Origin of the sequence: Belliella alkalica, from assembly GCF_022549785.1 — a bacterium.
GTDB lineage: Bacteria > Bacteroidota > Bacteroidia > Cytophagales > Cyclobacteriaceae > Belliella > Belliella alkalica.
This window is the reverse complement of the sequence record NZ_JAKZGO010000009.1, coordinates 113,249-137,568: the sequence shown is the minus strand read 5'-3', so window position 1 is coordinate 137,568 and position 24,320 is coordinate 113,249. Positions and strand designations below refer to the sequence as shown.

The 24,320-nt window shown below is 35.6% G+C and carries 20 protein-coding genes, 1 tRNA gene and 1 pseudogene; 12 read left to right on the top strand and 10 right to left on the bottom strand.

What is annotated here, in order from left to right; genetic code table 11:
- Nucleotides 1-7: 7 nt before the first annotated feature.
- The gene (locus tag MM213_RS12505; protein ID WP_241412716.1) at nucleotides 8-208 is read right to left on the bottom strand and encodes a hypothetical protein; all 201 of its coding nucleotides are present in this window, start codon (nucleotides 206-208) and stop codon (nucleotides 8-10) included.
- Nucleotides 209-492: 284 nt separating this feature from the next.
- On the opposite strand from MM213_RS12505, the gene MM213_RS12500 reads away from it, so the two are divergent.
- The 4 genes from MM213_RS12500 to MM213_RS12485 all read left to right on the top strand — a co-directional run bounded on the left by MM213_RS12500 (nucleotide 493) and on the right by MM213_RS12485 (nucleotide 4,380).
- Nucleotides 493-1,974 carry a potassium/proton antiporter gene (locus tag MM213_RS12500; RefSeq protein WP_241412714.1) on the top strand — a complete coding sequence of 494 codons (1,482 nt, stop codon included), beginning with the start codon at nucleotides 493-495 and terminating at the stop codon, nucleotides 1,972-1,974.
- Nucleotides 1,975-1,977: 3 nt separating this feature from the next.
- Nucleotides 1,978-2,796 (top strand): universal stress protein, encoded by an 819-nt coding sequence (locus MM213_RS12495; RefSeq protein WP_241412713.1) that lies wholly within the window; start codon nucleotides 1,978-1,980, stop codon nucleotides 2,794-2,796.
- 14 nt (nucleotides 2,797-2,810) lie between these two features.
- Complete coding sequence (locus MM213_RS12490; RefSeq protein WP_241412712.1) at nucleotides 2,811-3,353, top strand: hypothetical protein; 543 nt, start codon at nucleotides 2,811-2,813, stop codon at nucleotides 3,351-3,353.
- A gap of 532 nt (nucleotides 3,354-3,885) precedes the next feature.
- Complete coding sequence (locus MM213_RS12485; RefSeq protein ID WP_241412711.1) at nucleotides 3,886-4,380, top strand: hypothetical protein; 495 nt, start codon at nucleotides 3,886-3,888, stop codon at nucleotides 4,378-4,380.
- A 164-nt stretch (nucleotides 4,381-4,544) separates the two neighbouring features.
- Here the strand turns inward: MM213_RS12485 and MM213_RS12480 are convergent, their stop codons facing one another.
- Nucleotides 4,545-5,507, bottom strand: coding sequence for a BF3164 family lipoprotein (locus MM213_RS12480; RefSeq protein WP_241412710.1), 963 nt, complete (start codon nucleotides 5,505-5,507; stop codon nucleotides 4,545-4,547).
- Between the two features lie 468 nt (nucleotides 5,508-5,975).
- Nucleotides 5,976-6,089: pseudogene (locus MM213_RS12475) on the bottom strand (IS1595 family transposase); the annotation flags it as partial.
- 799 nt (nucleotides 6,090-6,888) lie between these two features.
- Between MM213_RS12475 and MM213_RS12470 the strand changes: the two are divergent.
- The 4 genes from MM213_RS12470 to MM213_RS12455 all read left to right on the top strand — a co-directional run bounded on the left by MM213_RS12470 (nucleotide 6,889) and on the right by MM213_RS12455 (nucleotide 10,683).
- The gene (locus tag MM213_RS12470) at nucleotides 6,889-7,614 is read left to right on the top strand and encodes a DUF6577 family protein (RefSeq protein ID WP_241412709.1); all 726 of its coding nucleotides are present in this window, start codon (nucleotides 6,889-6,891) and stop codon (nucleotides 7,612-7,614) included.
- 26 nt (nucleotides 7,615-7,640) lie between these two features.
- A complete protein-coding gene (locus MM213_RS12465; protein ID WP_241412708.1) occupies nucleotides 7,641-8,681 on the top strand; it encodes a nucleotidyl transferase AbiEii/AbiGii toxin family protein in 1,041 nt (346 codons plus the stop codon).
- Nucleotides 8,682-8,987: 306 nt separating this feature from the next.
- Nucleotides 8,988-9,221: a hypothetical protein gene (locus MM213_RS12460; protein ID WP_241412707.1), complete on the top strand. Its 234-nt coding sequence runs from the start codon at nucleotides 8,988-8,990 to the stop codon at nucleotides 9,219-9,221.
- On the top strand, nucleotides 9,133-10,683 hold the full coding sequence (locus MM213_RS12455) for a recombinase family protein (RefSeq protein ID WP_241412705.1): 1,551 nt from the start codon (nucleotides 9,133-9,135) through the stop codon (nucleotides 10,681-10,683). The genes MM213_RS12460 and MM213_RS12455 overlap by 89 nt, the downstream gene beginning before the upstream one ends.
- On the opposite strand, the gene MM213_RS12450 is transcribed toward MM213_RS12455, so the two are convergent.
- Nucleotides 10,646-10,722 (bottom strand) — tRNA-Ile (locus MM213_RS12450). The genes MM213_RS12455 and MM213_RS12450 overlap by 38 nt on opposite strands.
- 163 nt (nucleotides 10,723-10,885) lie before the next feature.
- Between MM213_RS12450 and MM213_RS12445 the strand changes: the two genes are divergently transcribed.
- Nucleotides 10,886-11,518: an HAD family hydrolase gene (locus MM213_RS12445; RefSeq protein ID WP_241412704.1), complete on the top strand. Its 633-nt coding sequence runs from the start codon at nucleotides 10,886-10,888 to the stop codon at nucleotides 11,516-11,518.
- Nucleotides 11,508-12,623 carry a site-2 protease family protein gene (locus MM213_RS12440; RefSeq protein ID WP_241412703.1) on the top strand — a complete coding sequence of 372 codons (1,116 nt, stop codon included), beginning with the start codon at nucleotides 11,508-11,510 and terminating at the stop codon, nucleotides 12,621-12,623. Before MM213_RS12445 ends, MM213_RS12440 begins: the two co-directional genes overlap by 11 nt.
- Nucleotides 12,624-12,817: 194 nt before the next feature.
- Here MM213_RS12440 and MM213_RS12435 read toward each other — a convergent pair whose 3' ends face one another.
- From MM213_RS12435 to MM213_RS12410, 6 genes are all read right to left on the bottom strand, one after another.
- Complete coding sequence (locus tag MM213_RS12435; RefSeq protein WP_241412702.1) at nucleotides 12,818-13,120, bottom strand: rhodanese-like domain-containing protein; 303 nt, start codon at nucleotides 13,118-13,120, stop codon at nucleotides 12,818-12,820.
- A gap of 4 nt (nucleotides 13,121-13,124) precedes the next feature.
- Nucleotides 13,125-14,963, bottom strand: a complete 1,839-nt coding sequence (locus tag MM213_RS12430; protein WP_241412701.1) for a T9SS type A sorting domain-containing protein — start codon at nucleotides 14,961-14,963, stop codon at nucleotides 13,125-13,127.
- A complete protein-coding gene (locus MM213_RS12425; protein ID WP_241412700.1) occupies nucleotides 14,963-15,736 on the bottom strand; it encodes a PASTA domain-containing protein in 774 nt (257 codons plus the stop codon). Before MM213_RS12425 ends, MM213_RS12430 begins: the two co-directional genes overlap by 1 nt.
- Nucleotides 15,737-16,091: 355 nt before the next feature.
- Complete coding sequence (locus MM213_RS12420) at nucleotides 16,092-19,160, bottom strand: M43 family zinc metalloprotease (protein WP_241412699.1); 3,069 nt, start codon at nucleotides 19,158-19,160, stop codon at nucleotides 16,092-16,094.
- 19 nt (nucleotides 19,161-19,179) lie between these two features.
- Nucleotides 19,180-19,422, bottom strand: coding sequence for a NifU family protein (locus MM213_RS12415; RefSeq protein WP_241412803.1), 243 nt, complete (start codon nucleotides 19,420-19,422; stop codon nucleotides 19,180-19,182).
- Between the two features lie 67 nt (nucleotides 19,423-19,489).
- Nucleotides 19,490-20,584 (bottom strand): Mrp/NBP35 family ATP-binding protein, encoded by a 1,095-nt coding sequence (locus tag MM213_RS12410; protein ID WP_241412698.1) that lies wholly within the window; start codon nucleotides 20,582-20,584, stop codon nucleotides 19,490-19,492.
- Nucleotides 20,585-20,929: 345 nt separating this feature from the next.
- On the opposite strand from MM213_RS12410, the gene dnaG reads away from it, so the two are divergent.
- Both dnaG and MM213_RS12400 read left to right on the top strand, forming a co-directional pair.
- Nucleotides 20,930-22,873 carry a DNA primase gene (gene dnaG / locus MM213_RS12405; protein WP_241412696.1) on the top strand — a complete coding sequence of 648 codons (1,944 nt, stop codon included), beginning with the start codon at nucleotides 20,930-20,932 and terminating at the stop codon, nucleotides 22,871-22,873.
- 87 nt (nucleotides 22,874-22,960) lie between these two features.
- The gene (locus MM213_RS12400) at nucleotides 22,961-24,178 is read left to right on the top strand and encodes a bifunctional 3,4-dihydroxy-2-butanone-4-phosphate synthase/GTP cyclohydrolase II (RefSeq protein WP_241412695.1); all 1,218 of its coding nucleotides are present in this window, start codon (nucleotides 22,961-22,963) and stop codon (nucleotides 24,176-24,178) included.
- The last annotated feature ends 142 nt before the right edge of the window (nucleotides 24,179-24,320 follow it).

Sequence of the window (24,320 nt, the reverse complement as noted above, 5' to 3'; positions counted from 1 at the left end):
ATAGGTTCTATATCCAATCATCATCAAGGGTTTTCCAATTGCTGAAAGGGGTTCCGTTTTCACTTTCCCAATCCATGGATTTATAGTGGTAATAGAAAATTTCAGCTTCATCTGACGAAATCCCTAAAAAGGAAATGTAGTCCTTTACATGGTCAAAAAGCGGTGGTACTTTTCCACCTGATCCGATGTTTACATTTGTTCCATTCATGGCATTTCAATTTTAGTTTATGGGTCAAAATTGAAGTGCATTTACATGATTTTATACCATCGTGATTTGGAAGTGGGTTGTTTTTTGGTGATGAGTTGCTCCAGTGATTTTTAAATCAGAAGGTTACAAAGACGAAATTCTTTAGGTGATTATGGAGGTTAATTCAGGAGAGTTTTTTAATTTGACGGTTTGTTGTTCGACAAAACTTAAAAACAACTAGGTTTTTTGACACTTTAACTAACCAGAAAACGTACATTTGTGCCAAAAGATATTAGGAGAAAAGAATGAATTTAGCAATTGAAAATATATTATTAATTGGTTCACTATTACTTCTTGTAAGTATTATTGCAGGAAAGACTTCATATAAATTTGGCGTTCCGACGTTATTGCTCTTTTTGGTAATCGGAATGTTGGCTGGTTCTGACGGCATTGGCGGCATCAATTTTGATAATCCAAAAATTGCTCAATTCATTGGTATTGTTGCGCTTAACTTTATTTTGTTTTCCGGTGGCCTTGATACCAATTGGACTTCAGTAAAGCCAATTCTAAGAGAGGGACTGGTTTTATCTACTTTAGGTGTTTTACTGACTGCTCTTTCACTTGGGACATTTGTTTGGTTCGTTACAGAATTTACAATTTATGAAAGTATGCTTTTGGGATCCATTGTTTCATCAACGGATGCAGCAGCAGTATTTTCAATTTTACGCTCAAAAAGTCTTGCTTTAAAGACCAATCTACGCCCGACTTTAGAATTGGAAAGCGGCAGTAACGACCCAATGGCGTATGTTTTGACAATTGCATTTTTAACGTTGGTAATCAATCAAGACCAAGACATTGTTTCAATCATTCCTCTGTTTTTTCAACAAATGATTTTAGGTGGAATTGCAGGTTTTGCTTTTGGAAAACTAAGCAAATTCATTATCAATAAAATCAAACTCGACTTTGAAGGACTTTACCCTGTTTTGGTAATTGCTCTTATGTTTATTACTTTTTCAGCCACAGATTTTGTAGGTGGCAACGGGTTTCTTTCAATTTACATATGTTCGGTTTATCTTGGTAATCAAGACCTAATTCACAAGAAAACCATTTTGAAAATGTTTGATGGATTGGCTTGGCTTATGCAAATTGTTCTGTTTCTTACTTTGGGATTACTCGTTTTTCCCTTTCAAATAATCCCATATATCGGAATCGGAATGCTGGTATCATTATTTTTGATAATTGTTGCCCGACCTATAAGCGTTTTTCTGAGTTTGATGTTTTTTAAAATGAAACTGAGAAGAAGGTTATATATTTCTTGGGTTGGTTTGCGTGGTGCGGTTCCAATTGTTTTTGCCACCTATCCACTTTTGGCTGGGATAGAAAAAGCAAACATGATATTTAATGTAGTATTTTTCATTTCGGTAACATCCATCATAATACAAGGAACTACATTATCAGTAGTAGCTAAATGGCTCCATGTAGCTTTACCCGATAAGGTCAAACCAGTTACCGAAATAGACAAACTCATATCGGACCTTCCAAAATCGTCATTGCAGGAGTTTGAAATTTTGCCTGACTTTTATTCAGTTAACAAAAGAATTGTTGATTTGAATTTCCCAAAATCTGCATTCATAGTGATGATAAAAAGAAAGGGAGAGTATATTCGTCCAGGTGGTTCAACGGAGTTAGAAGCAAAAGATGTTTTAATGGTTCTTGCAGACCATCAGGAAGATTTCAATAAAGTAAATGATTGTCTTTACAAACAGAATAACGCAATAAAATCTTAAAGAATGAAAAAACGGTTTATCATACTGATTGACTTTTCGGAGTATTCGGGCAACTTAATAAAGTATGCTTGTGATTGGAGTAAAAAGGTAAATGCCGAATTGTTCTTGATTCATCAGTCCATTGTTTTAGCCCCTGCACTAACAGACAATGAAAGCCTAGAACAAATTGCGGAACATACGAATGATGAAGCATTACAAAAATTAAAGGCATTGGCAAAGGAACTCATTCCGCCAATTGTTAAAGTTTCATTCAAAGTTTCAGAAACCAATTTACAGCTTACCCTACAAAAATTTTTAGAAGAACCTTATGACAATTTAATTTTTACAGGAATTAAAGGGACGGGCTTTCTCAAAAAGATATTTCTTGGAAGCGTTGCACTTCAGGTTATTGATAACATTAAAAATAATATTGTTGCAATACCCAAAGAAATTGATGCTTTCTCGCACGAAAAAATTTATGTGGCAGTAACAGAAAAATACCCTTTTAATATTTCGGAATTGAACAAGTTCTTAAATTTCATTGACAATAAAGACACCACAATTATCTTTTTCTATTTGGCAAAACCTAACGAAAAAATTATAGGGATTGAAAAACACCTAAAAGAGTTAAAAGAAATGTTTTCAAATAGATACAACACATCATTTGCTATTTATGAAGGCAGCAATCCATTAGAAGACATAAAAAAAGTAATTAATATTAAGATTGATGAAATGCTAGTTATTCAGAAGGGTTCCCGCCTTTTCACAGACCAACTATTCAGGAAGTTTTTGATTAACGAGTTAGTATATGAAGGACAGACGCCATTGATTGTTTTACCATAAATAAAGAAAAAATTATGACTGACCCAACATTACAAATATATTTGCCAGCTTTCATGCTTGTCGTTACATGTCTCATCGTTTTTTGGAACAGGTTTAGAAAAACATCAAAGTTAACAGAGACCTTGCCCACCACAAAAAAGATAGCTGAATATAACCGATTAAAGAAAGGAAGCGGTCATTTTTGGTTGATATTCTCTGTTTTTGGAGTGATGATAATAATTTATTCTGTTATACCTGAGTTCTATTTTTTGTTTGTCCCACTTGATATTTTTCACCACCCCTTGATTAATTTAGTCGGACTACTTATAGTAAAAATAGCGATTATTTGGATTGTTGTTGCTCAAATCCATATTGACAAAGAATTGTTCAAATATTCTATAAATTTTGAAAAACTTTCGGGAATGCAATTAATAAGGTATTCCGAAAAAATGTTAATCACAGGTATGTTGATTTTATTTATCGGGGTTTTTACAACCATTACCAATATAATTGGCCTATTGCTTGTTTCAATGAGTTCTGTGGTTTATCTCAAAACATTTTTTTCTAAAACCGTCTAACCAAATATGAAATTTTAGGTTACACCAAGCTACCTTTGCAACGTGAAAAATACTGCCAAAATTCTTATCGCAATTAACTTAGTAGCTATTTACAGCTTCGCAATAGGTATTTCTACAAACTTCTATTTAGATTCTGGAATTCAATATGGACTAAAAATTGAAAAAGACAAGTTTATATCAAGAGTTGCTTCGCAGATTTTTTGTCACACTGCGCAGGCAGACTATAATGCCAAAAACGTCAATAATTTTCCTCCACTAAATTTCAAAAATTCACATCCAGTTTTTTTTGTAATAACCGAATCAATTAATAGGCTAATTGAAATTAGGTTTGCCCAATACTTCAGGTTTTCGAGAAATTTTCTTATAAACCATAGAGAATTTGATATCATTTTTCCATTTCATTATTTTTGGTAATTTGTTTTTAGTTGTCATTGTCTTGCCAGACAATTTGACTGTCTTGATTTTAGAATGGCTTTGTTACTTTACATTGCCCAGTTAATAATTTTTGAATTAAAAAAAAATATTGAAAAAGATGGAAATAGATTTAGGAACCACCTTAGTAGGTGTTGTTGGATTAGCCTTATTTGCTTTGCCTTTTGTTTATGATTATCGAAACAGAAAGAAAAAGGAAAAACTTTTGTTTCAATCATTGAATGGCATTGCACAGGAACATAACTGTAAAATAAGCCAATACGAGTTTTGTAGTGATATAATTATAGGCCTCGATGAAAGTAAAAATTTCGTGTTTTTCTTGAAGAAAAGGAGAGAAAATTTTATTTCTCAACACGCTGACCTGTCAGAAATTCAAACATGCTATACTGCAAAGAAGGCACGGACAATAAAAACAAAAGACGGAAACTTAGTTATTATTGATCGTATTGAACTCTGCTTTACACCGACAAATAATCGGATGAACGAAATAAGATTTGAATTCTACTATAAAGAATTAAATTCACAGCTAATTGGACAATTGCAGTTGGCTGATAAATGGGCAAAGCAATTAAACGAAAGAATAAAAAACATATAGTGAAAAAAGTAAAGCCCTATGGAAAGGTCATAGGGTCTTTTTTCAGTTAACCTATAATCAAGAATGCGTCACATAATACTAAACATTTGTTTGTGCTAAAACTCTACAACAATGAACTAGGATAGTTGTTTTTCAAATTACGAAGGAGCTTTTGGACTAAAAAACTACTTTTCTAATGAAGGTGGAAGATTATATAAATAGACGCCAGGTTCTTTTTCATAAGACAATCCAAATACTCGGTTATTTTCCTCGTCTATCGCCATACTAACTATAGGCTTATCCAATTGGAATACTTTTTTTATTTCTCCATGATAATTTAAAAGAATAAGCTTTGGATTTATATCAGATCTCTTATTTCCCTGTTCTCCGAAATACGATAAATAAATATATTCCTCGCCTGGAAAATTATCAAAATAATAAGTTTTGTTATTAGAACTACGAATAGGCATAGGGTATCCCGTGGAATAGCTTACCTCATATTCGGGATATGCATTTTCTGGGCCGAATAACTGGATCTTTTCCAAGGTATTTAAATTTACGATCTCGATATAATCCCGACTTACTCCAGCAATTACACCTATTCGTTTATCCAGGTTTACATGCATTTTTCCACTATGAAGGCTTGCAAGTACACTAGAAGGCGTATCTGGTCTATCTGCGTAGTCCTGCCACTTTCCCCATTTAGCGATTGTATCTCCACTAAGAGCCAGTTCGAAATACTGGTCATCCTTGTCTACCATCCTGGCCCAAATACTGCTATCCGAAGCCCAAGCCATTTCTGACACGAAAAAGAAGGGCTCAAGTCTGCTATATTCTTTATCTGCTAAGATATTAGTATCATTCAAGTCAAATCTATAGTAGGATTTTTGCTCTAAGTCGTAAGCCCAAAATTTACCGGGCTCTCCACGATCTTCCATTTTCCATACATTCGTCAATTCTCCTGGGCCATAGCCATTATATCCCTTTGCACTAACCTTATTGAAATCAGGTTCAGCGAAGATGTGTAGCTGATAGGTATTACTTTTCTCAGCAACTACAAGCTTGCCTTCTTTGAAAAAAATCCTTCTGGCATCCCCTAATCTTTCCAAGTTCAATTTATTACCTTGGAGATGTTGCTCACTTGGCATATCCTCCCAAGTAAAAATGAGAGCACTTTCAGAAGTTATATAATTTTCTTGGCAAGAAACAAGGAGTATTAATATAAGTATTCCAAGCGAATATTTTGTCATTATCATAAAGAAATAGTTACAAAAGACATTCTCAATAGCAGAGAGTGTCCATAAAATTTAACCTTCACCCTCTTCATCTATTGTGCAAACTTGATCCGCTTATCCATATTAAATCAGAAAAGGTTAATCAAATTGGATGGTCGCATGGATAATCTAGATTAGCGCAACATAACCCATCATAAGAGGTTATGAAAGTTACTTCCTGAGGTTGACCACTATGCTGCTTAGTCCAAACAAGGAAAAAGCCATTAATTTTTTCATGATATTATTGTTTTGGTTAAAATTTACTCCTGAAACTAAGTAAATAAAAGGCGTGGGTGCAAGTTTATTGATTATTAATTTTTTTGACTTTCCACAATCTTACTCCTATATTTGAAAAGATACAAAAATCAGTCCGTCAAACAATTTTTCACCAAAATAACTTCTGTTAAGTCTATAGACAAATTCATCAAGATAATTCTGTGTGTACTTTTCTGTAACCATGTTTTAAATCTATAGGACATTTTTATAAATCTTTGGAGTTTTACGTCGCCTTTTAACACTGAAAAATAATCGGGTCAATTAAGGGGATTTCATCCTTACCTTCCAACAACTTTTCCCGTAATTGATGGAACTCTTCAAGTTTATAAATAGCTTCGGTTCTAATTTACCTAAGGTTGAGTCAATTTCCAATGTTAGGCTGGAAACCAAAACATCTCAAACCCAGTCCCCCTGCCCCTCTTTGATCCACTTACAGGATCTAAGAAATCAAGGGTTGGATCCAAGATATACTAGGATATCAAATCTCCAAATTTTAGTTGGAAGATTACATCCCTAAAACAAAACAAAACTTCCAAAATTCAATCAAAAAACAAAATAGCCACTTCCTAAAATCCACCAATCAACCTACTATTCCACCTAGCAAACACTTCACCCTCCGGTTGTCAGTCAATACGCCAAAGGCGCGCACAGCAGCCACTAGACAAATGCTATGTATTCATAGATACCATTAAAAAAACATACACATTATCTATAAATAGCCCTGATAGATTTTTTCTCGAGGGCTTTTCTCTAGTGGGCTAAATGTTATGTGCCATTTTTCTTTCGTCCATTTTATTCAAGGTTCTGTTCTGGTGTTTTGCCCTTTTTCATAACATCTTATTTTAGACGTTAATTTACAATAAAAAATAGGCTTAAAATATTGGAAAACAAAAATCAGCTGAAATATAACTTTGACAAAATATGCCTTTTATGCCGAACTTATATAAATTTGTGTTATGTTTATCAAATAAAAACAATTTTGGCAGAAACGTTAGGAAAACATATCGGTCGCTATTTTATGGAAAGTGAAAGACTTTCCAAGCAGAAGCTGGTGGGGGCAATAAAAAAGGATTTTCCATCCTGGTCTGATAACACGATCAATATGTATCTGTCCAAACTAAAAAAAGAAGGGGTAATAAATGCTCCTTCCAGAGGGATATATGAGATGGATCGTAGCATTCCTTTTCAACCCAATATTTCAAATAATTTAAAGAGATTATTTAATAAGGTAAAACGTGAATTCCCTTATATCGCTTTTTGTATCTGGGATACGTTGTGGTTAAATGATTTTATGCGTCATCAGCCATTTAAACATTATGTCGTTATTGAAGTAGAAAAAGATGCGTCTGAATCTGTATTTACCTTTCTAACAGAAAGCAATAAAAACGTTTTCTTTAATCCGAGTGAGGAAATATTTGACCGTTACATTCATAATCAAGATGAAGTTCTTATTGTGAAAAATATGGTTTCGGAGTCTCCTTTGATGGAAAAAGATAAAATTAATATCCCTGCATTGGAAAAGTTATTGGTGGATATGTTGATTGATACAACACTTTTTTCGGCACAGCAAAATGAAAGGGAGTTTATTATGAGAAGTGTAATGCAGAAATACACTTTAAACCAATTAAAGATGCGTAGATATGCCGTCCGAAGAAACAGAGAAGAAGAAATTGAAATACTGATAAATATAAGTTTGGCAAAATAATTTCATTTGTGCCAATAATATAAAACATGATAGATACAAAATCATACACAATAGAATGGATTACCAACTTAAGAAATAAGTTGGGAAAGCGAATTGACCCAAAGCTTATTGAAAAAGTAATATATGCTTTAACACTTTTGGAGCAACTGCAATTGAATAATCTGAATTTTGTGTTTAAAGGCGGAACGGCTCTACTTTTAGCAACGGAAATACCTAAGCGGTTTTCGATAGATATTGACATCATTACAGAAGAACCTGAGGATAAAATCAAGGAGGTTTTAGAAAAGATAAGCCAATTAGAAATGTTTATCCGTTGGGAAGGTGATAACGACCGAAAGCATACGCCTGATGCACCCATCGGACATTTTAAGATGTTTTATAAAAGTGTTGTAGATAGTCACGAAGAGCCGATACTATTGGATTTATTATACACGTCCAATCCATACCCTGAAACAAAAGAATATCCAATAAATCATAATTGGTTAGCCACGTCGGGGAAAAATACGATAGTTGTATTGCCAACGTTTGAGGCTATTTTGGGAGATAAGTTAACGGCTTTTGCACCCAAAACCACAGGTATATTATATTCAAAAAACCGTCCTGTCGAAATCATTAAACAATTGTATGACATAGGATTTTTGTTTGACCAAATAACTGACCTCAACGTAGTAAAAGAAAGTTATTCGAGAGTGGTGCAGGAAGAAATCGGCTATCGAAAGTTAAATATGGATGCTGACGAGGTATTGAGAGACACCTGGCAGGCTTGCTATACATTGGCGGAAAGAGATACAAGATCAGATGAATTCAAGCACCTACAATTGGGGATTAAGAACTTTACAAATTTTATTATTGACCGTTTTTCAATCGAAGAGGCCATAACAGCATCATCTAAAGTTGCCTATCTGACAACATTACTGAATAAAGAAAATCAGGAAATCGAACGGTTTAAAAATCCGTTGGAAATCAAAGATTGGTTGATTGATGACCAAACATACAATAAATTGAATAAGTTAAAAAAGACCAATCCGGAAGCATTTTTCTATTGGTATAAGAGTATTAATAATTAGAAGCAAATTATTTTAACAGAAAATTTGGAACAGGGTCAAGTGGGTATTTATCATGAAGCGTAAGTCATTTTCATCCCATCAAAAACTTCGCTTCAGCAACAGCTTCTATATCATCAAAAAAGTTCGACTTGTTGCCGTTTCCCGCTACTAAATCGGCAAAAGAGGAAGCATAGTCATTTCTGTTTATACCTGTGGATTTGGTACTTCAAAACTTGAGATTATAACCCACTTCCAAATTATAGTGTGATTTTTATCTGGTCATATACCTCAAATTGAGTCCTCTTTCTTTTAAAAAACAAAGTGGGCATGATAAGCAACAAATATGATATTCATCCAGATGAGATAATAAAAATCTGCAAGCAGCATGGGCTAGAAGTTAATCAAAATCAGGCAGAGTTCATTTTGGATTTTATTAGTATTTTAGCTGAAGTAGCATTCAATCAGGAAAAATATGAAAACAGCGGTACTGTACATCAGGGTAAGCACGGACGAACAGGCAGACAAAGGATACTCCCTCCAGCATCAGGAAGAGTCACTTAGGAAGTACTGTTTACACAATGATATCGAAGTACGAAAAGTTGTCAAAGAAGATTACTCTGCCAAAACTTTTAGACGTCCAGCATGGACAGAAATGTTGGATGAAATAAGAAAACGCAAGATTCGCACCAACTTAGTACTTTTTACAAAGTGGGATAGGTTTAGCCGCAACGCTGGTGATGCTTATCAAATGATTAGCATTTTAAGAAAGCTTGGGGTGGAACCTCAAGGAATAGAGCAACCACTGGATTTATCCGTCCCGGAAAATAAAATGATGCTGGCCTTTTATTTGGCTGCACCGGAGGTGGAGAATGACCGCCGAGCCCTTAATGTTTTTCACGGTATGCGCCGAGCTCGAAAGGAGGGGAGATGGCTTTGGAAAGCTCCATATGGATATCGTAACCGTTCTACTCCTGAAGGTAGGCCCACAATAGTTGTCCATAAAGAAGAAGCCGCACATCTCAAATGGATTTACACCACCATAGCCGAAGGCAATTATTCAAGCGAGCAAATTGTACTTCAAGCCAGAAAGAATGGCGCTAAGCTCAAGAAAAACAACTTCTGGTGGCTTATCAGGAATCCATTCTACTATGGGAAAATCTTTGTGCCTCCCTATAAAGATGAACCTGGTATGTTTGTGAAAGGTCAACATCAACCAATCATTTCTGAAGCTTTGTTTAAAGAAGCGCAGCTGGTACTTGATGGTAAAAAGCGCAAAAGAAGAACGCAAGTAGTTACCAGTGAGCAAATCCCTCTCCGGGGTTTTCTTGACTGTCMAAAATGTACACGGGCTTTAACCGCCAGTGCATCTAAAGGAAGAAAGCAATATTACCATTACTACCATTGTACTTCCAAATGTGGTGTACGGTTCAAAGCAGATGACGTAAACAATGCCTTTGTGAAACAACTCGCGCGCTTTAAACCCAAGTCCGAATTTATTGGTGTGATCAAGACTATATTCTCCCAGCTGTTTGAAAAGGAACGAAAACTGAGAAATAAAGGCAGAACACAAATTGCCGATCTTATTGATCAGGAAAACGAAAAAATGGCCAAGGCTAGAAAATTGCTTTTAAACGAGGCCATAACCCCGGAAGATTACAAGGAAATGAAACGGGATTTTGATGCTGAAATAACCAGTCTGGAAATTGAGTTGGACAAGATTGCACCTCCGCTGGACCAGCAACCCATTAGGTTTTTGGATAGTATTCTGGAATTGGCTTCAAGCCTTGATAATCTGTATGTTACAGCTGATTCGGAGTTGAAAAGGCGTATAGTTGGTTCGATCTACCCCAAAAATTGGTGTTTTGACGGGAAGCAACATCGAACCACTTTTGTCAATGAAGCACTTCGCTGTTTCTACCTGATTAACAATATGTTAGAGTCTAAAAAAATAAGTCCAAAGTCGAAATTTTCGACTTTGGACAGTGTGGTGGGCCCACCTGGGCTCGAACCAGGGACCTCCTGATTATGAGTCAGAAGCTCTAACCAACTGAGCTATAGGCCCTATTTGTTTTTTAATGTGTAATCTCTTGTCCCGATAGCAATCGGGAGCATTCTTTAGATTCCCAAATCAAATAAACTTATTCAGTTTATTTTTCTAGATAAGTACCTTGCAATTGGGACTGCAATGTTACATATTTGATCTTAAATTTACAACTCTAATCTTTATGAAAAACTTTAAAAATATAGATTTTTTGCTCTTTGATTTGGGAAATGTGATCATAAACATTGATTATCAGTTTACATTCAATGAGTTAAATAAATTACTACCTGAAAATAAAAATCATCTGGTCCAATTATTTTTTCCAAGTAATTTTCATAAGCAGTATGAAAAAGGCTTGATTTCATCCGAAAATTTCCGAGATGAGGTTAGATCACATTTTCAGGAGGATTGGTCAGATTCTAAAATAGATCAAATCTGGAATAGTTTATTAAAGGATATCCCCAAAGAAAGGATAGACTTGATCAAAAGTCTAAGATCGGATTATGGTTTGGCGGTATTGAGCAATACCAATGAAATACACATAGAAAAAGTCAATGAAATTTTGGCTGAACATCATGATTTACCTTCTTTGCATCCATTGTTTGATGAGGTGTATTTTAGTCATGATCTCCAATTGGCCAAACCAAGCGAGGAGATTTATGAGGTTGTAGCCAACAAGCTCAATACTGACCCTTCAAAAATTTTGTTTTTTGATGACCTTGAGGAGAACTTATTAGGAGCTCGTACAGTTGGTTATCAGACATATCTTATCAACCACCCAAAAGGGTTAATCAGTTTTTTTGAAAATGTACTCTAAAAAGGAATATTTCACCCATTCGATTCTATTTATATTGACAATCATAGCGACTACCTTTGCAGGAGGGGAGTGGCTATTTGGGAAAAGTATTTTAGGAAAGGATGAACGATTTCTAGATTGGGAATACTTTATCAAATCGCTCCATTTCTCCATACCATTTATAGGGATTTTGTTAGTACATGAATTGGGTCATTTATTGACTTCCATTCACTATAAAGTAAAGTCATCTTTACCATATTTTATACCTGCTTGGTTTGGTTTCTTGGGATCTCCATCATTGGGTACATTTGGTGCAATTATCCGAATGAAAAGTTTTATAAATTCTAGAAAAAAATTCTTTGATATTGGTGTTGCAGGACCTATTGCAGGTTTTGTAATTGCTTTATTTGTACTTGTTTATGGATTTACCAATTTGCCTGAAGCAGATTATATATATGAAATACATCCTGAATATTTAGACCCAGATTTTGAAGGACATTCAGCTGAGGAAGGTTACTTGAATCTCGAAATGGGTTACAATTTACTTTTCTACATAATGGAAAAAACCTTGGCTGATCCTGATAAAATGCCAAACATGTCAGAGATTATTCATTTCCCGTATTTGTTTGCCGGTTATTTGGCACTGTTTTTCACAGCACTAAATCTACTTCCCATTGGTCAATTAGATGGAGGACATGTTGTTTTTGGCCTTTTTCCTCGTAGTCATAAGTTGATCTCTTTAGGGGCTTACATTGCGTTTGTTTTTTATGCTGGACTTGGGATTTTGACTCCCTTTGTTGAATTGAGCACGATATTTTGGACATTGCTTCTGTACTTAGGATTCTTATATGTCTGTTTCCGCAAAGCTCAGTTACCCGAACAAACAAAATGGATGATCATCTTGATGATGGCAGCTTTTCAATATCTTATTGCTTTTATATTTCCTGAAATTCAGGGTTATTCCGGTTGGTTGTTTTTTGCCTTTTTGTTGGGAAGGGTAATGGGACTTTCCCATCCTGAGGTTTCAGGAAATAAAGAGTTGGATCAGAAGAGAAAAATCATTGGTTTAATCGCCATTGTGATATTCATATTGTGCTTTACTCCACAGCCATTTATCTTCCAATAAGACAAATAGGGAATGGAAAATTGACGTTTATATCAATTGCCATTCCCTATTTTTTTAAAGTATTTGTTACTTTGCCAGCAAAAGCTTTGAATTTTAAATTCAGGCTTGTATAAGTTAATATCCCAATATCCAATATCAATCTATATCAATTCCGTTGATGACAAAATAGCATAAAGTCACTTAATTTTTCAATATTAATCTTCCAACTCCCTGTATGCATTGATTCCTCCCAATACATTTCTGACTTTGTTGTAACCTTTGGTTTCAAGAAACTTCTTTGCATTTCCACTTCTAGCACCTGATCTGCAATGAATGACGATTTCTTGGTTTTTATATTGCTCTATTTCGTCTAGTTGATGAGGAAGGGTTCCTAAAGGTATGTTTAACGCTCCTAAGTTATCTTCTTCATACTCCCATTCTTCTCGCACATCGATAAAAACAAACTCTTCTTTATTATCGATTCTTTGTTTCAAATCTTCAACTGTTATATCTTCCATCTTTTTATTTTACTAAAATTCTATATGATTTAGGTTCACCTTGTTCCAATACATTGATTAAATACAATCCAGACTTTGTTCCTGCAAAATTAAGAATTTTACCTTTTTCAGCATCGTTAATTTCAACTTTAATTGCTCGACCATAGGGATCCAATACTTGAATTAGTTCGAAATTACCTTCTATCATTAGATAATCTACAACAGGATTTGGATAAATAAGAATCTTTTTTGGAAAATTTGATTCTATTTGTTCGAAAGGGGGGAGCGAGGACAAATGTGACCTTATCATCAATGAACCAGAAACCAATTCGTTCTGTTGCCAAGTGCCCGTTACGTTGAAAAATATCTCTTCTCCGTTATCCTTACTTTTGTCTAAGCCCACATAGATAAAATCATTTGTGAATTGCATGAAACCAACATAAAACACGTCTTCAAGTAGGATGTTTTCATCAATTTCAAAATACGAAAATTCTTCCAAAACATCTTTTTGAGGAATGACACTTTCTTTGACATAAATAGGGTCTTCACTCAAATTGTTCCAAACCATAATATCAACACCTCTCCCAAATTGTGTGAAATTGCTAAAATTTATACTTATACCTTTTAGGTATGCGTCTTCCGTTTTTTCAAAACGCTGAGCCAACATGCCAGATCTTTGGTTGATACCAGCAGAATAATCTAAACTTCCATTATCATATGCGAAATAGTCCCGAATTGCTATGGTCGTTCTTGCAGTATCATTGATTCTAAAGTCGACCTCTGGAAACCTCAATGTATCGCCACCTACTATCTGAAAAAGAATCTCATCTCCCGAACTCAAATAAGTGACCAATTCCAAATCTCCTTCTTCTTCAGGTACTGGAATATTTGAAATTTGGTTACTCGTAAACTGTCTTCTTTCCAATGCCAACGGCACGGGGTTTATAGGTGTATTATTATTGATTTTTAAAACCAATTCATTGCTTTCTTTTTCCCTAAGCTCTACGGTGAATTCCATAGCTCGAAAACGATTTTCAAGGTTGTTGAATTCATTTGAAATAGGGCTGAGGTACTTTTCAGAATTTGCCTGTAATTCAAAGAGTGGTATAGAACTGTATTTTTCAAAAATAGGTGTATTTAGTCCTGTTAATGTCCTGTCTCGAAAATTTAAATTTGTAGAAGTTCTATTTTTATTAAGATAAACATAGTCGATTAACCAAGTGTCAAATGGCCCAGAAGCCCGACCTCTGGTCAGGAATCTAAATTGAAAAGCTTCGTGCTGAAACTCTTCAGTTACTTTTATAGTCTCTTGCGTAAAGAAAAATTGCTCGGCAATCAAATTCCCAGTTTGACTCCAGATTTCTGTCCAATCGCCGTTGTTATTAAGAAATTGAAGGGAAATCTGATCATTGCTATCTGGCAGTTCCCCTTTACCTCCCGCTTGCCAAAAAAAACTAATGTAGACACTCTCTTTTTCTTGATCACTCAAACCTGTAAGGTCAAAAGGCCTTGATTCTAACCTATCAGTAAATCCTTGATTGATAGGGTTAGTTTCATAAGGACGACCATCATTACCAATGCCATCAAATACTGCTACACCCAAACTAGGAGGGAGGTTACCTGCACTAAATGAATGTGTGACTCCACTGTTTATCCAAAGGTCATCTCGAATTTCTGATTTACTAAAATCATCCCAAAAGGGAAGTGTTAACTTAGTTTCATCTGATTTACGTGCTGACTTGATGTTGATGTCAACATTTTTTTTAGGTGTAGGTATTTGTTGAAATTGGCCAAAAGTATTTATTACACTTATCGAAATAAGAATTAATGTGACAAATAAAATCTTAAATTGATTTGAGTTCATTAAAAATTAGTCTCTTTATTTAGTTCTGATATCCACAAATCAATAGGTTCTCCAGTTTTCACTTCAGCACCTGCAGGTGGTAGGTGCCGGACTATCGTACCTTGAGGTACTGAGTCTGTTGTGACATAGTTGATTCTACCCATTCTTAATCCTGAACCCAAAATTAAAAATTCCGCATCTGTTTCATCCATACCTATTAAGTTTGGAACATCTAAAATTTGATTTCCTAAGCCATCGCCCACCACAAGATCTATTTGTGACCCTTTGGGTATTTCAAACCCTTCAGGAATATTCCTTCCTCGATATTTCTGTTCCAACACTACATTGGTGCCAATATCTGGAACATATTTGATCTCGCCCCTTACCAATCCAATATTTGCTAAAATTTCTTGAACATTCTTCAATTGACCATTTACCAAATTTGGCATATTAATCATTGGTGCATTTTTAGAATTCAGCGTCAAGTAAATTTTACGACCTGATTTTACTTTATGCCCTGCTTTAGGGGATTGTTTCAATACTGTCAATGGCTTTAATTCTGCATTGAATCCACTGTCAATGTTGATTTCATATTTTAGGTTTCTGTTCTTAAGATAGTCTTCTATTTCACTATATTCAAACCCTTCTAAATCCGGTACAGATACTGTCTGTCCATGATTTGTATAAGATGGTAAGAATACTTTTAAAAAAATAAAAGTAAGTAAAATAATTACTCCCAAAATTAAGCTGAGATGAATTCCAACTTTCTTGAGTGAATCTTTGATATTGCTCATGCAGTAAATGGTTTTATATCCGACTTATAAAGGTAAAATTATATTTAATTTTTCACCAATAAATGTGCCGTAGGCATTATTAAAAATCTTTAAATATGTATCCTTACAGGATTTTGAGCAAGTTGCTAATCCAAAACACCATTTTACTACTTCTCATAGTAAGACTTTTATACGTTGTTTTATTTTAACTGGTCATTTTATAAGCTTGTTGAATTGGCTTTTGATTAAGGCTAGCTTTAGCTTAATTGACATTGGGTATTTATAATTTGACTATCCTTATCTGATAAAATCACTTTTAATCGTAATTCTAACATCCCTTTCGTCAGTTTCTCTTTAAAGATAACATTTTGATTATTTAATGAATTATTAGTTTTCTGGTTTCAGTTATAGAGTTACTTGTGATTTTAACAATGAATACACCTTTTGAGAAAAGTTGACTAGAGAAGCTGTATGTCTGGTTCAATGTATTTGGATAATCTATATCTTGCACAAGTGCGCCTGTCAAAGAGAAAATCTGAATATTAACAGTTTCATAGGTTGCGAAATTGAAAGCAATATTGAATATGTCTCGTGCAGGGTTCGGGAAAATCACAGTGTTTCCAAGACCTGGGTCTACAGGATCTTCATTTGCAGAAAGGAATAATTCAATATTATCCAAAAATACATCTCCGTTGTTTTGACTTCCATTCTCAACTACAAAAGCAACTCTTACATTAGTATTTCCTGAACCTGAATATTCTGAGAGGTTGACAAATTCTCTCCTGAAATTTTCACGTGTATTTGGGTTGAAATCAACAGATTCCACTGTGTTGATTTGCGAACCAGTTTTTCTGCTAATTTCATTGTAAGTGACGCCACCATCTTGACTGATCATAATTTTAAAAACAGTATTCTCAGTCTGATTTGCTGCTCCTAGGTCATAGAATATACTGGCCTGCCTACTAGTACTAAGGTCAAACATTGGCGATCCAAACCAATTGGATTCTCTAGAGTCTTGGCTTTCTAAAACTATAGCATTGTTTTGTGATCCTGATTGAAGTGAAGTCAATTTCCAGGTATTTGTATTTGTTTTTACGTTGATAGCTGACCATGGTAAAAAAGAAACAGTACCATCGAAATTTTGTCTCCAAGGAGACCTAATGGTAGCTTCATTTTTCACAGTAAACTGAGTAGTGTTGGATGAATTGCCAAAGTTTTGGTCAAAATTCGGATTTTCAATAAAGTATTCTAGTCTAGAAACCCCAGTATTTACTATAGAGTTTGGCAGTTCTATGGTAGTGCTGGTTCCTACTGCTATATTCTGACCTCTAGCGATAAATATTTGCTCGTTACCACCATTCGTACTTCTGGTGATTAAGAATCCATTAACTGGTAAGTTTCCTGAATTGGTTAATTGAATTACTTCAGATTGTTGTGAACCATTATTGATAGGGCCCGGACTTATCAGTTGATTCAAATCTAATTTGTAATTAAAAGTTTCTTCAGAGAGTATTTCAACATCTTTTAGATATATATTATTGCCATATCCGTTTCTTGTGATAAAAGCAATTCTCACATTATCGAAGTCAGAAAAAGCAGATAGGTTTAATATTTCTCTTCTAAACTGAGCATTGCTCGTTGGGATGAACTCATTCAGGGTAGGAGTAGAAGTCTGAAGAAATGTCCTGTCTTTACTATATGGAGGGTTAATGATATCAAAAGTATTCCCACAATCTGTAGAGACAGCTACATAAAGGATATCTGACAAACTAGGGTTTTCAAACGGTGCATGCGCTAGATTGAATGTCAGTTGAGCATTTGGGAAATTGGTCAAATTGATTGATGGAGAAATAAAGAAATCCAATTGTCCTGGAGATTCATATTCATAGTGCCTGATAAATAATAAATTTTGATTTACACCAGAAATTGGAAGTGTTGTTCTCTCCCATGTAAATGAATTGTCTGGGTTTCTAATGATCCAATCATTTCCTGATTCTGATAAGTCAAGTGTGAATGGTAAATTGATTTCTGGCTGTAAAATAGGTACAGTGGTTAATTCATTATTTGTAATATTATCATCAATCCCACCATTTACCTGTACAATGCGAGCCTTGAACTCTGTCTGACCGTCACCAGCCAAGGTTAAAGTGTTGAATGAAATGTCAATAGATTCTGCTGTAGAAAGTGTGATGGTTAAATCTCTTGTTTCGATAATGTTATCATTTAGCAAAATCTGAATTCTTGCAGAATTAATGTTGTTGATACCACGATTTAGAAGTGTGATTTGTGGTACTATGTTATTCGAGCAAATTAAATCCCTTGGGTTGATTATTTCTTCAATGGAAAGGTCTAAATCTGCAAGTATTGGTTCTCTCGTTGCAAAATTATTTATTAGTGAAGCTCTTCTTGGGCTAAACTCCAGCACTACATTTATTCTATCCACTTGCCCTTGCGTAAATAGATTCATGCATGCATCAGGAGAGTAATCCATGTAGTTTTCTGTCATGTCACGAGAACCGCAAGAAAACCTTGGATTATTTATCCTACAGTTATTGTTATCAGCATCTTGATTAGGAGTATCATCGACAAAATCATCAACCAAACAGCCGTCCTGACCTGTATTTGCATCTCCCCAAATATGTCTCAAACCTAAGTAATGACCTACTTCATGTGTAGCAGTTCTTCCTCTTGAACTAGATACAGCACTGCCACCTTCCCCAAAATACCTGTAGTCTACAGTTATCCCGTCAAATTCCACAGGAGAGGGTGCAAAGTTTAATCCAGGTAGATCTGATATAGGGAAAGTTGCATAACCTATAAATGGTTGCGATAGTGGTACCACCCATATGTTCAAATAGTCTTCTGGAGGCCAAGAAGATATAGATGAAATTACTGCTGCATCATCTATGCCATAGATAGATTTTGTGCCTTGTACACGAACGACTCCTGTTGTTGGGAAACCATTTGGATCGACTTTCGCCAACACGAATTCGATATTTGCATCCGCTGCAACGCTTAGAAATTCCGCGGGAGTTTGGTTTTGATCAGCATTTTGCCTTCTGAAATCTTCGTTTAAAGTTCTTATTTGTGCATCAATCTGTGATTGGGGAATATTCGTGCCTTGTCCTATTCCAGTTCCATTATGAATGACATGTACCACTACAGGGATTACTCTGCTTTCATTTTGTAATCGCTGTTGAATAGCAGGCCTTTTGGAATTATATTCAATTTTTCCTGACATCCATGATTCAAAGTATTCTCTACTTCCGTAAATACCAAGCGCTTCTTCTTGAATTTTCTCTATATGTACAGAAGCACATTTTTCATCATGTATATGGTTATAAGGCTGACCAAAAAAACTTTGTGAAAAAACATTAACGCTCAAAAATATAAATGAAAAGGATAAGCCCAATCTTATCCAAAGCTTTAGAAATATCCTGTTCATAAATTTCAATACTTATTTTTTACACAACGGCAATGTTGATAGCCTCTACTTTTACAATTTCAGGTATAGCCCTTTTGATAGCTTCTTCTACACCTGCCTTCAAGGTCATCGTGGACATTGGACATGAGCTACAGGCACCTGTTAGTTCCAATCTCAAAACCATATCTTCTGTCAATTCTACCACTCTAACATTTCCTCCATCTGCCTCCAGATATGGTCTTATGCTATCCAATGCCTGCTCAATTTTTTCGTTCATTTCCATTCTGATAATCAGTTTATTCTTTGATATACGTTGTGCAACGTAAGTTTTGATCATTTACAAATGAAATTTATCCATTCACATGGACAACTTCTGTTTTACTTTTTTCAGCATTTCTGATAGCGACTTGCCTTGCGACGGCTTCTGCCAATTCAGAAAAAGCTACTTTTGTGATTCCCTCTTTGAATACAGCAGGATAACCAGTATCACCACTTTCTCTTATACTTTGTACTATTGGAATCTCTCCCAAGAATGGCACAGAAAATTTCTCAGCCAATCTTCTACCTCCTTCTTTTCCAAACAAATAATATTTGTTGTCAGGGAGCTCTTCAGGCGTAAAATAAGCCATATTTTCGATAACACCTAAGATTGGAACATTAATCTGTGGCTGCCTGAACATAGTCAATCCTTTGGTTGCATCTGCTAGCGCTACTTTCTGCGGCGTGGTGACAATCACGGCTCCAGTTACAGGAATTGTTTGCACCATTGTCAAATGAATATCAGAAGTTCCTGGAGGTAGATCAATAAGTAAATAATCCAACTCTCCCCATTCCACATCTGCTATAAATTGCTTTAATGCTGAGCTAGCCATTGGTCCTCTCCATACTACTGCTGAATCTGAAGGTGTCAAGAAGCCTATCGACATCAACTTCACTCCATATTGTTCTATTGGGATAATGATGTTTTTTCCATCTACTTGTTTGACTGATGGTTGTTCGGCTTCTACATTGAACATTGTCGGTACAGAAGGACCAGAAATATCTGCATCTATCAAACCAACTTTAGCTCCAGAGTTTGCCAATGCTACAGCCAAGTTGCTCGCTGTAGTGGATTTGCCTACACCACCTTTTCCTGATGCGATTGCGATGATGTTTTTCACTTGCGGCAAAAGTGGGGTGTTGTCTCTAGTAGTCGTGACATTGGAAGTCATGAAAATGTCAACTTCCACATCGGCACCCAGTGAATTTTCAATCGCCTCTAAGCAATTGTTTTTTATAACTTCTTTGAGAGGACATGCAGGAGTGGTCAATACCACTTTGAAGCTCAATTTATTCCCTTCTATTTCAATATTTTGAATCATCCCCAGGGTTACCAGATCTTTTTTCAAATCTGGGTCTTCTACTTTTGATAATGCCTGAAGGACTTGTTCTTTATTAAAGCTCATGGACTGTTTTTTCTGAATTTGGCGCAAGTTAGTCTATAATTGTTCTAAATAAAACTACTGATCTTGCTATTATTTAATTTTTGATTTAGTAAAATATGTGTATCCGCTTTCACACCAGTACTCTTATTTAATTAGGTACAAACTTTGAATTCAGCTGCTGTCGACTGTCGACTGTCATCCGTCGACAATTATCCGCTTGACCCAATTGTTTTATTTACCTTCTGGTGTAATTGCGGATAATCATATACTAAATTCTAACTTTTAACAGGGTCAAATAGTTTATCTGAATACATTCTTATGTTTTGCAGGAATACTTTTATCTTTGACTTTTTAAGTGAATGATTAATGGGAATTAGTAGAGCAACGACCGAAAAAGTAAGAGAACGAGCAGATATTGAAGATGTCGTCAACGACTACGTGCCCCTAAAAAAGAAAGGTCAAAACCTTTGGGCTTGCTGTCCTTTTCACAATGAAAAATCCCCTTCTTTCTCTGTTTCACCAGCCAAGCAAATCTATAAATGCTTTGGCTGTGGAAAAGCAGGAGACCCAATACAATTTGTAATGGATATCGAGGGGCTTGGTTTTGGTGAAGCCATCAAGCATCTAGCTGTCAAATATGGTATTGAGGTAGAAGAAGACCACGCTAGCACTCCTGAGGATATTCAGGCCTACAATGAAAAGGAAAGCTTATATATTGCTTTGAATTTCGCCAAAGATTTTTTCGTCCAAAACCTCCAAACAGAAGAGGGACGTGCTATTGGGCTAAGCTATTTCAAGGAAAGGGGGTTTAGCCAATCGATCATTGAAAAGTTTGACTTAGGTTACACACTTGATGGTTGGGATCATCTTTTGAAAGCTGCAAAAGCGGCTGGGCATTCTGAGGAGATTTTGCTCAAGGCAGGCTTGATTTTGCAAAAAGAAGGCGATCAAACTCGGGTTTATGATAGATTTCGGGGAAGGGTCACTTTCACTATCCATAATTTGGGTGGAAAACCAATAGGGTTTGGCGCAAGAATCCTCACTCAAGACAAGAAGCAACCAAAATATATCAATTCACCTGAAACAGATGTCTATCACAAAAGTGATGTGCTCTACGGGATGTTTCAGGCCAAAAAATCTATCCGGGAAAAAGACAATTGCTACTTGGTAGAGGGTTACACAGATGTGGTTTCTCTTCATCTTTCGGGCATCGAAAATGTAGTAGCATCTTCAGGAACCTCCTTGACAGAGAATCAGATCAAACTAATCAAAAGGTTTACGGATAATGTAACTGTACTATTTGATGGAGATTCTGCAGGGATCAAAGCCTCTCTCCGTGGTATAGATATGCTTTTGGAAGGTGGGTTGAATGTCAAAGCTGTCGTTTTTCCAGATGGTGATGATCCTGATAGTTATTCTAGAAAAGTCGGTTCGCAGGCTTTTACCGATTATTTGGAAAAAAATGCCCAAGACTTTATAGCTTTCAAAATAGGTCTTCATGCAGATGAAGCCTCTAATGACCCGATCAAAAGAGCTGATCTGATCAAGCAAGTCGTTTCAAGTCTTTCCAAAATAGCAGATCCTATCATTAGGTCTGTTTATGTTCGCCAATCTGCCAGCTTGCTGGAGATAGAAGAGGAGATCATTCAGGTGGAGTTGAACAAAATCATCCTAAAGGTTCAAAAAGACCAATACTTCAGAGACCAAAGGGATGATGAAACCCAAGAAACACCATTTGAAAATTTTCTTCCTACCAAAGAGGAGGGGATATCTTTTTCTTCCCAACTGGAAGCTCAAGAGCGTGAAATGATTCGTATGCTTGTAAACTATGGGTTTGAAATGGTTTCTGAGGAATTAAGTGTTTGTGAATATCTATTGCAAGAGACACAAGAGTTGGTTTTTGAAACACCTGTATTCACCAAAATCCTAAAACTCTATCAAGAAGCCTTGGCAAATAAGATTTTGCCGCATCCCCAGCATTTCTTGACTTCTCAGGACATCGAAGTGAGAAATGAAATCATTACCTTGATCTCTCCTAAACATGAAATCTCAAAGCTTTGGGAAGAAAGACATAAGATTTTTACAGCTACAGAAGCAGATGATTTAGCTAAGTCCATTTATGAAAATATTTTGCGGCTTAAAAGAAAAGTTTTGAAAAAAATGCTCAATGAAACTCTTTTAAAAATTAAAGAGGCAGAAACTAACAAAGAATCAAACGAGTCTATGGATAATTTTATAAAAGTATATATGGAATTGAATCGATTCTTGGTTGATATTAATAAACAATTAGGCATAGTAATTAGCAATTGACCAAACTTAAATTGGAGTTCTTCGGTTTTAATCCGATAAAGCTCGTAATTTTGTAAACCCTAATATAAAGCATTCAATATTATAGTTATGACCCAAGAACGTCAGTTAGATTCCATTGAGGAAGCAATAGAAGCCATCAAAAACGGAGAAGTAATCATTGTAGTCGATGATGAGGATAGAGAAAATGAAGGCGACTTTGTATGTGCGGCAGAGAAAGTTACTCCAGAGATTGTAAATTTTATGGCCACGCATGGTCGTGGTTTGATCTGTGCGCCTTTGATAGAAGACAGATGCGAACAATTAGGACTTCAATTGATGGTAGGTAGCAATACTGCAGCATTTGAGACACCATTTACAGTTTCTGTGGATTTGGTAGGACATGGATGTACTACAGGGATTTCGGCAAGCGATCGTGCCAAAACGATCAGAGCGCTAGTTGACGATTCGATCCATCCTGATGAACTTGGAAAGCCAGGTCATATTTTTCCACTTAAAGCCAAAAGAGGTGGTGTGTTGAGAAGAGCTGGACATACAGAAGCAGCAATTGATTTCTCAAGATTGGCAGGCTTACAGCCAGCAGGAGTATTGGTCGAAATCATGAATGAAGACGGCACCATGGCAAGACTTCCGGATTTGTTTGAAGTAGCCAAGAGATTCAACCTCAAATTGGTTTCCATCAAGGATCTGATTGCTTATAGATTGAAAAATGAATCATTGATCAAAAGGGAGATTGGTGTAGAAATGCCAACTGACTTTGGAGATTTTGATTTGATAGCGTATAGACAGACCAATACGGATGAGATTCACATGGCTTTGATCAAAGGTGAATGGACAGAGGATGAACCTGTGATGGTTAGAGTACATTCATCTTGTGTTACAGGTGATATCTTTGGTTCATGTAGATGTGACTGTGGACCTCAATTGCACCGTGCCATGGAGATGGTGGAAAAAGAAGGCAAAGGGGTAGTTTTGTATATGAATCAAGAAGGACGAGGTATCGGATTGATCAACAAGCTAAAAGCATACAAGCTCCAAGAACAAGGAATGGATACAATTCAGGCAAACCTTGCTTTGGGTTTTCCAATGGATAAAAGAGATTATGGTGTAGGTGCCCAAATTATAAGAGATTTAGGGATTAGCAAAATCAGACTCATAACAAATAATCCGACCAAAAGGGTAGGTTTGCTAGGCTACGGTTTGGAAATAGTCGAGCAGTTACCTATAGAGATAGACTCTAACCCACACAACAAAAAGTACTTGGAAACCAAAAGAGATCAAATGGGTCATTCAATCCTTAAGAAGTAAATGGATGATGTAGTCAATTGGGGTAATAGTTAATTAGGTTATCAGTTAATTGAGTGAAATGGTTAATAGGTGATTTAGTTAATTCAGTGAATAGTCAATTTAGTTATTAGTTAATTGAGTGAAAAAGTTGATAGAGGGAATA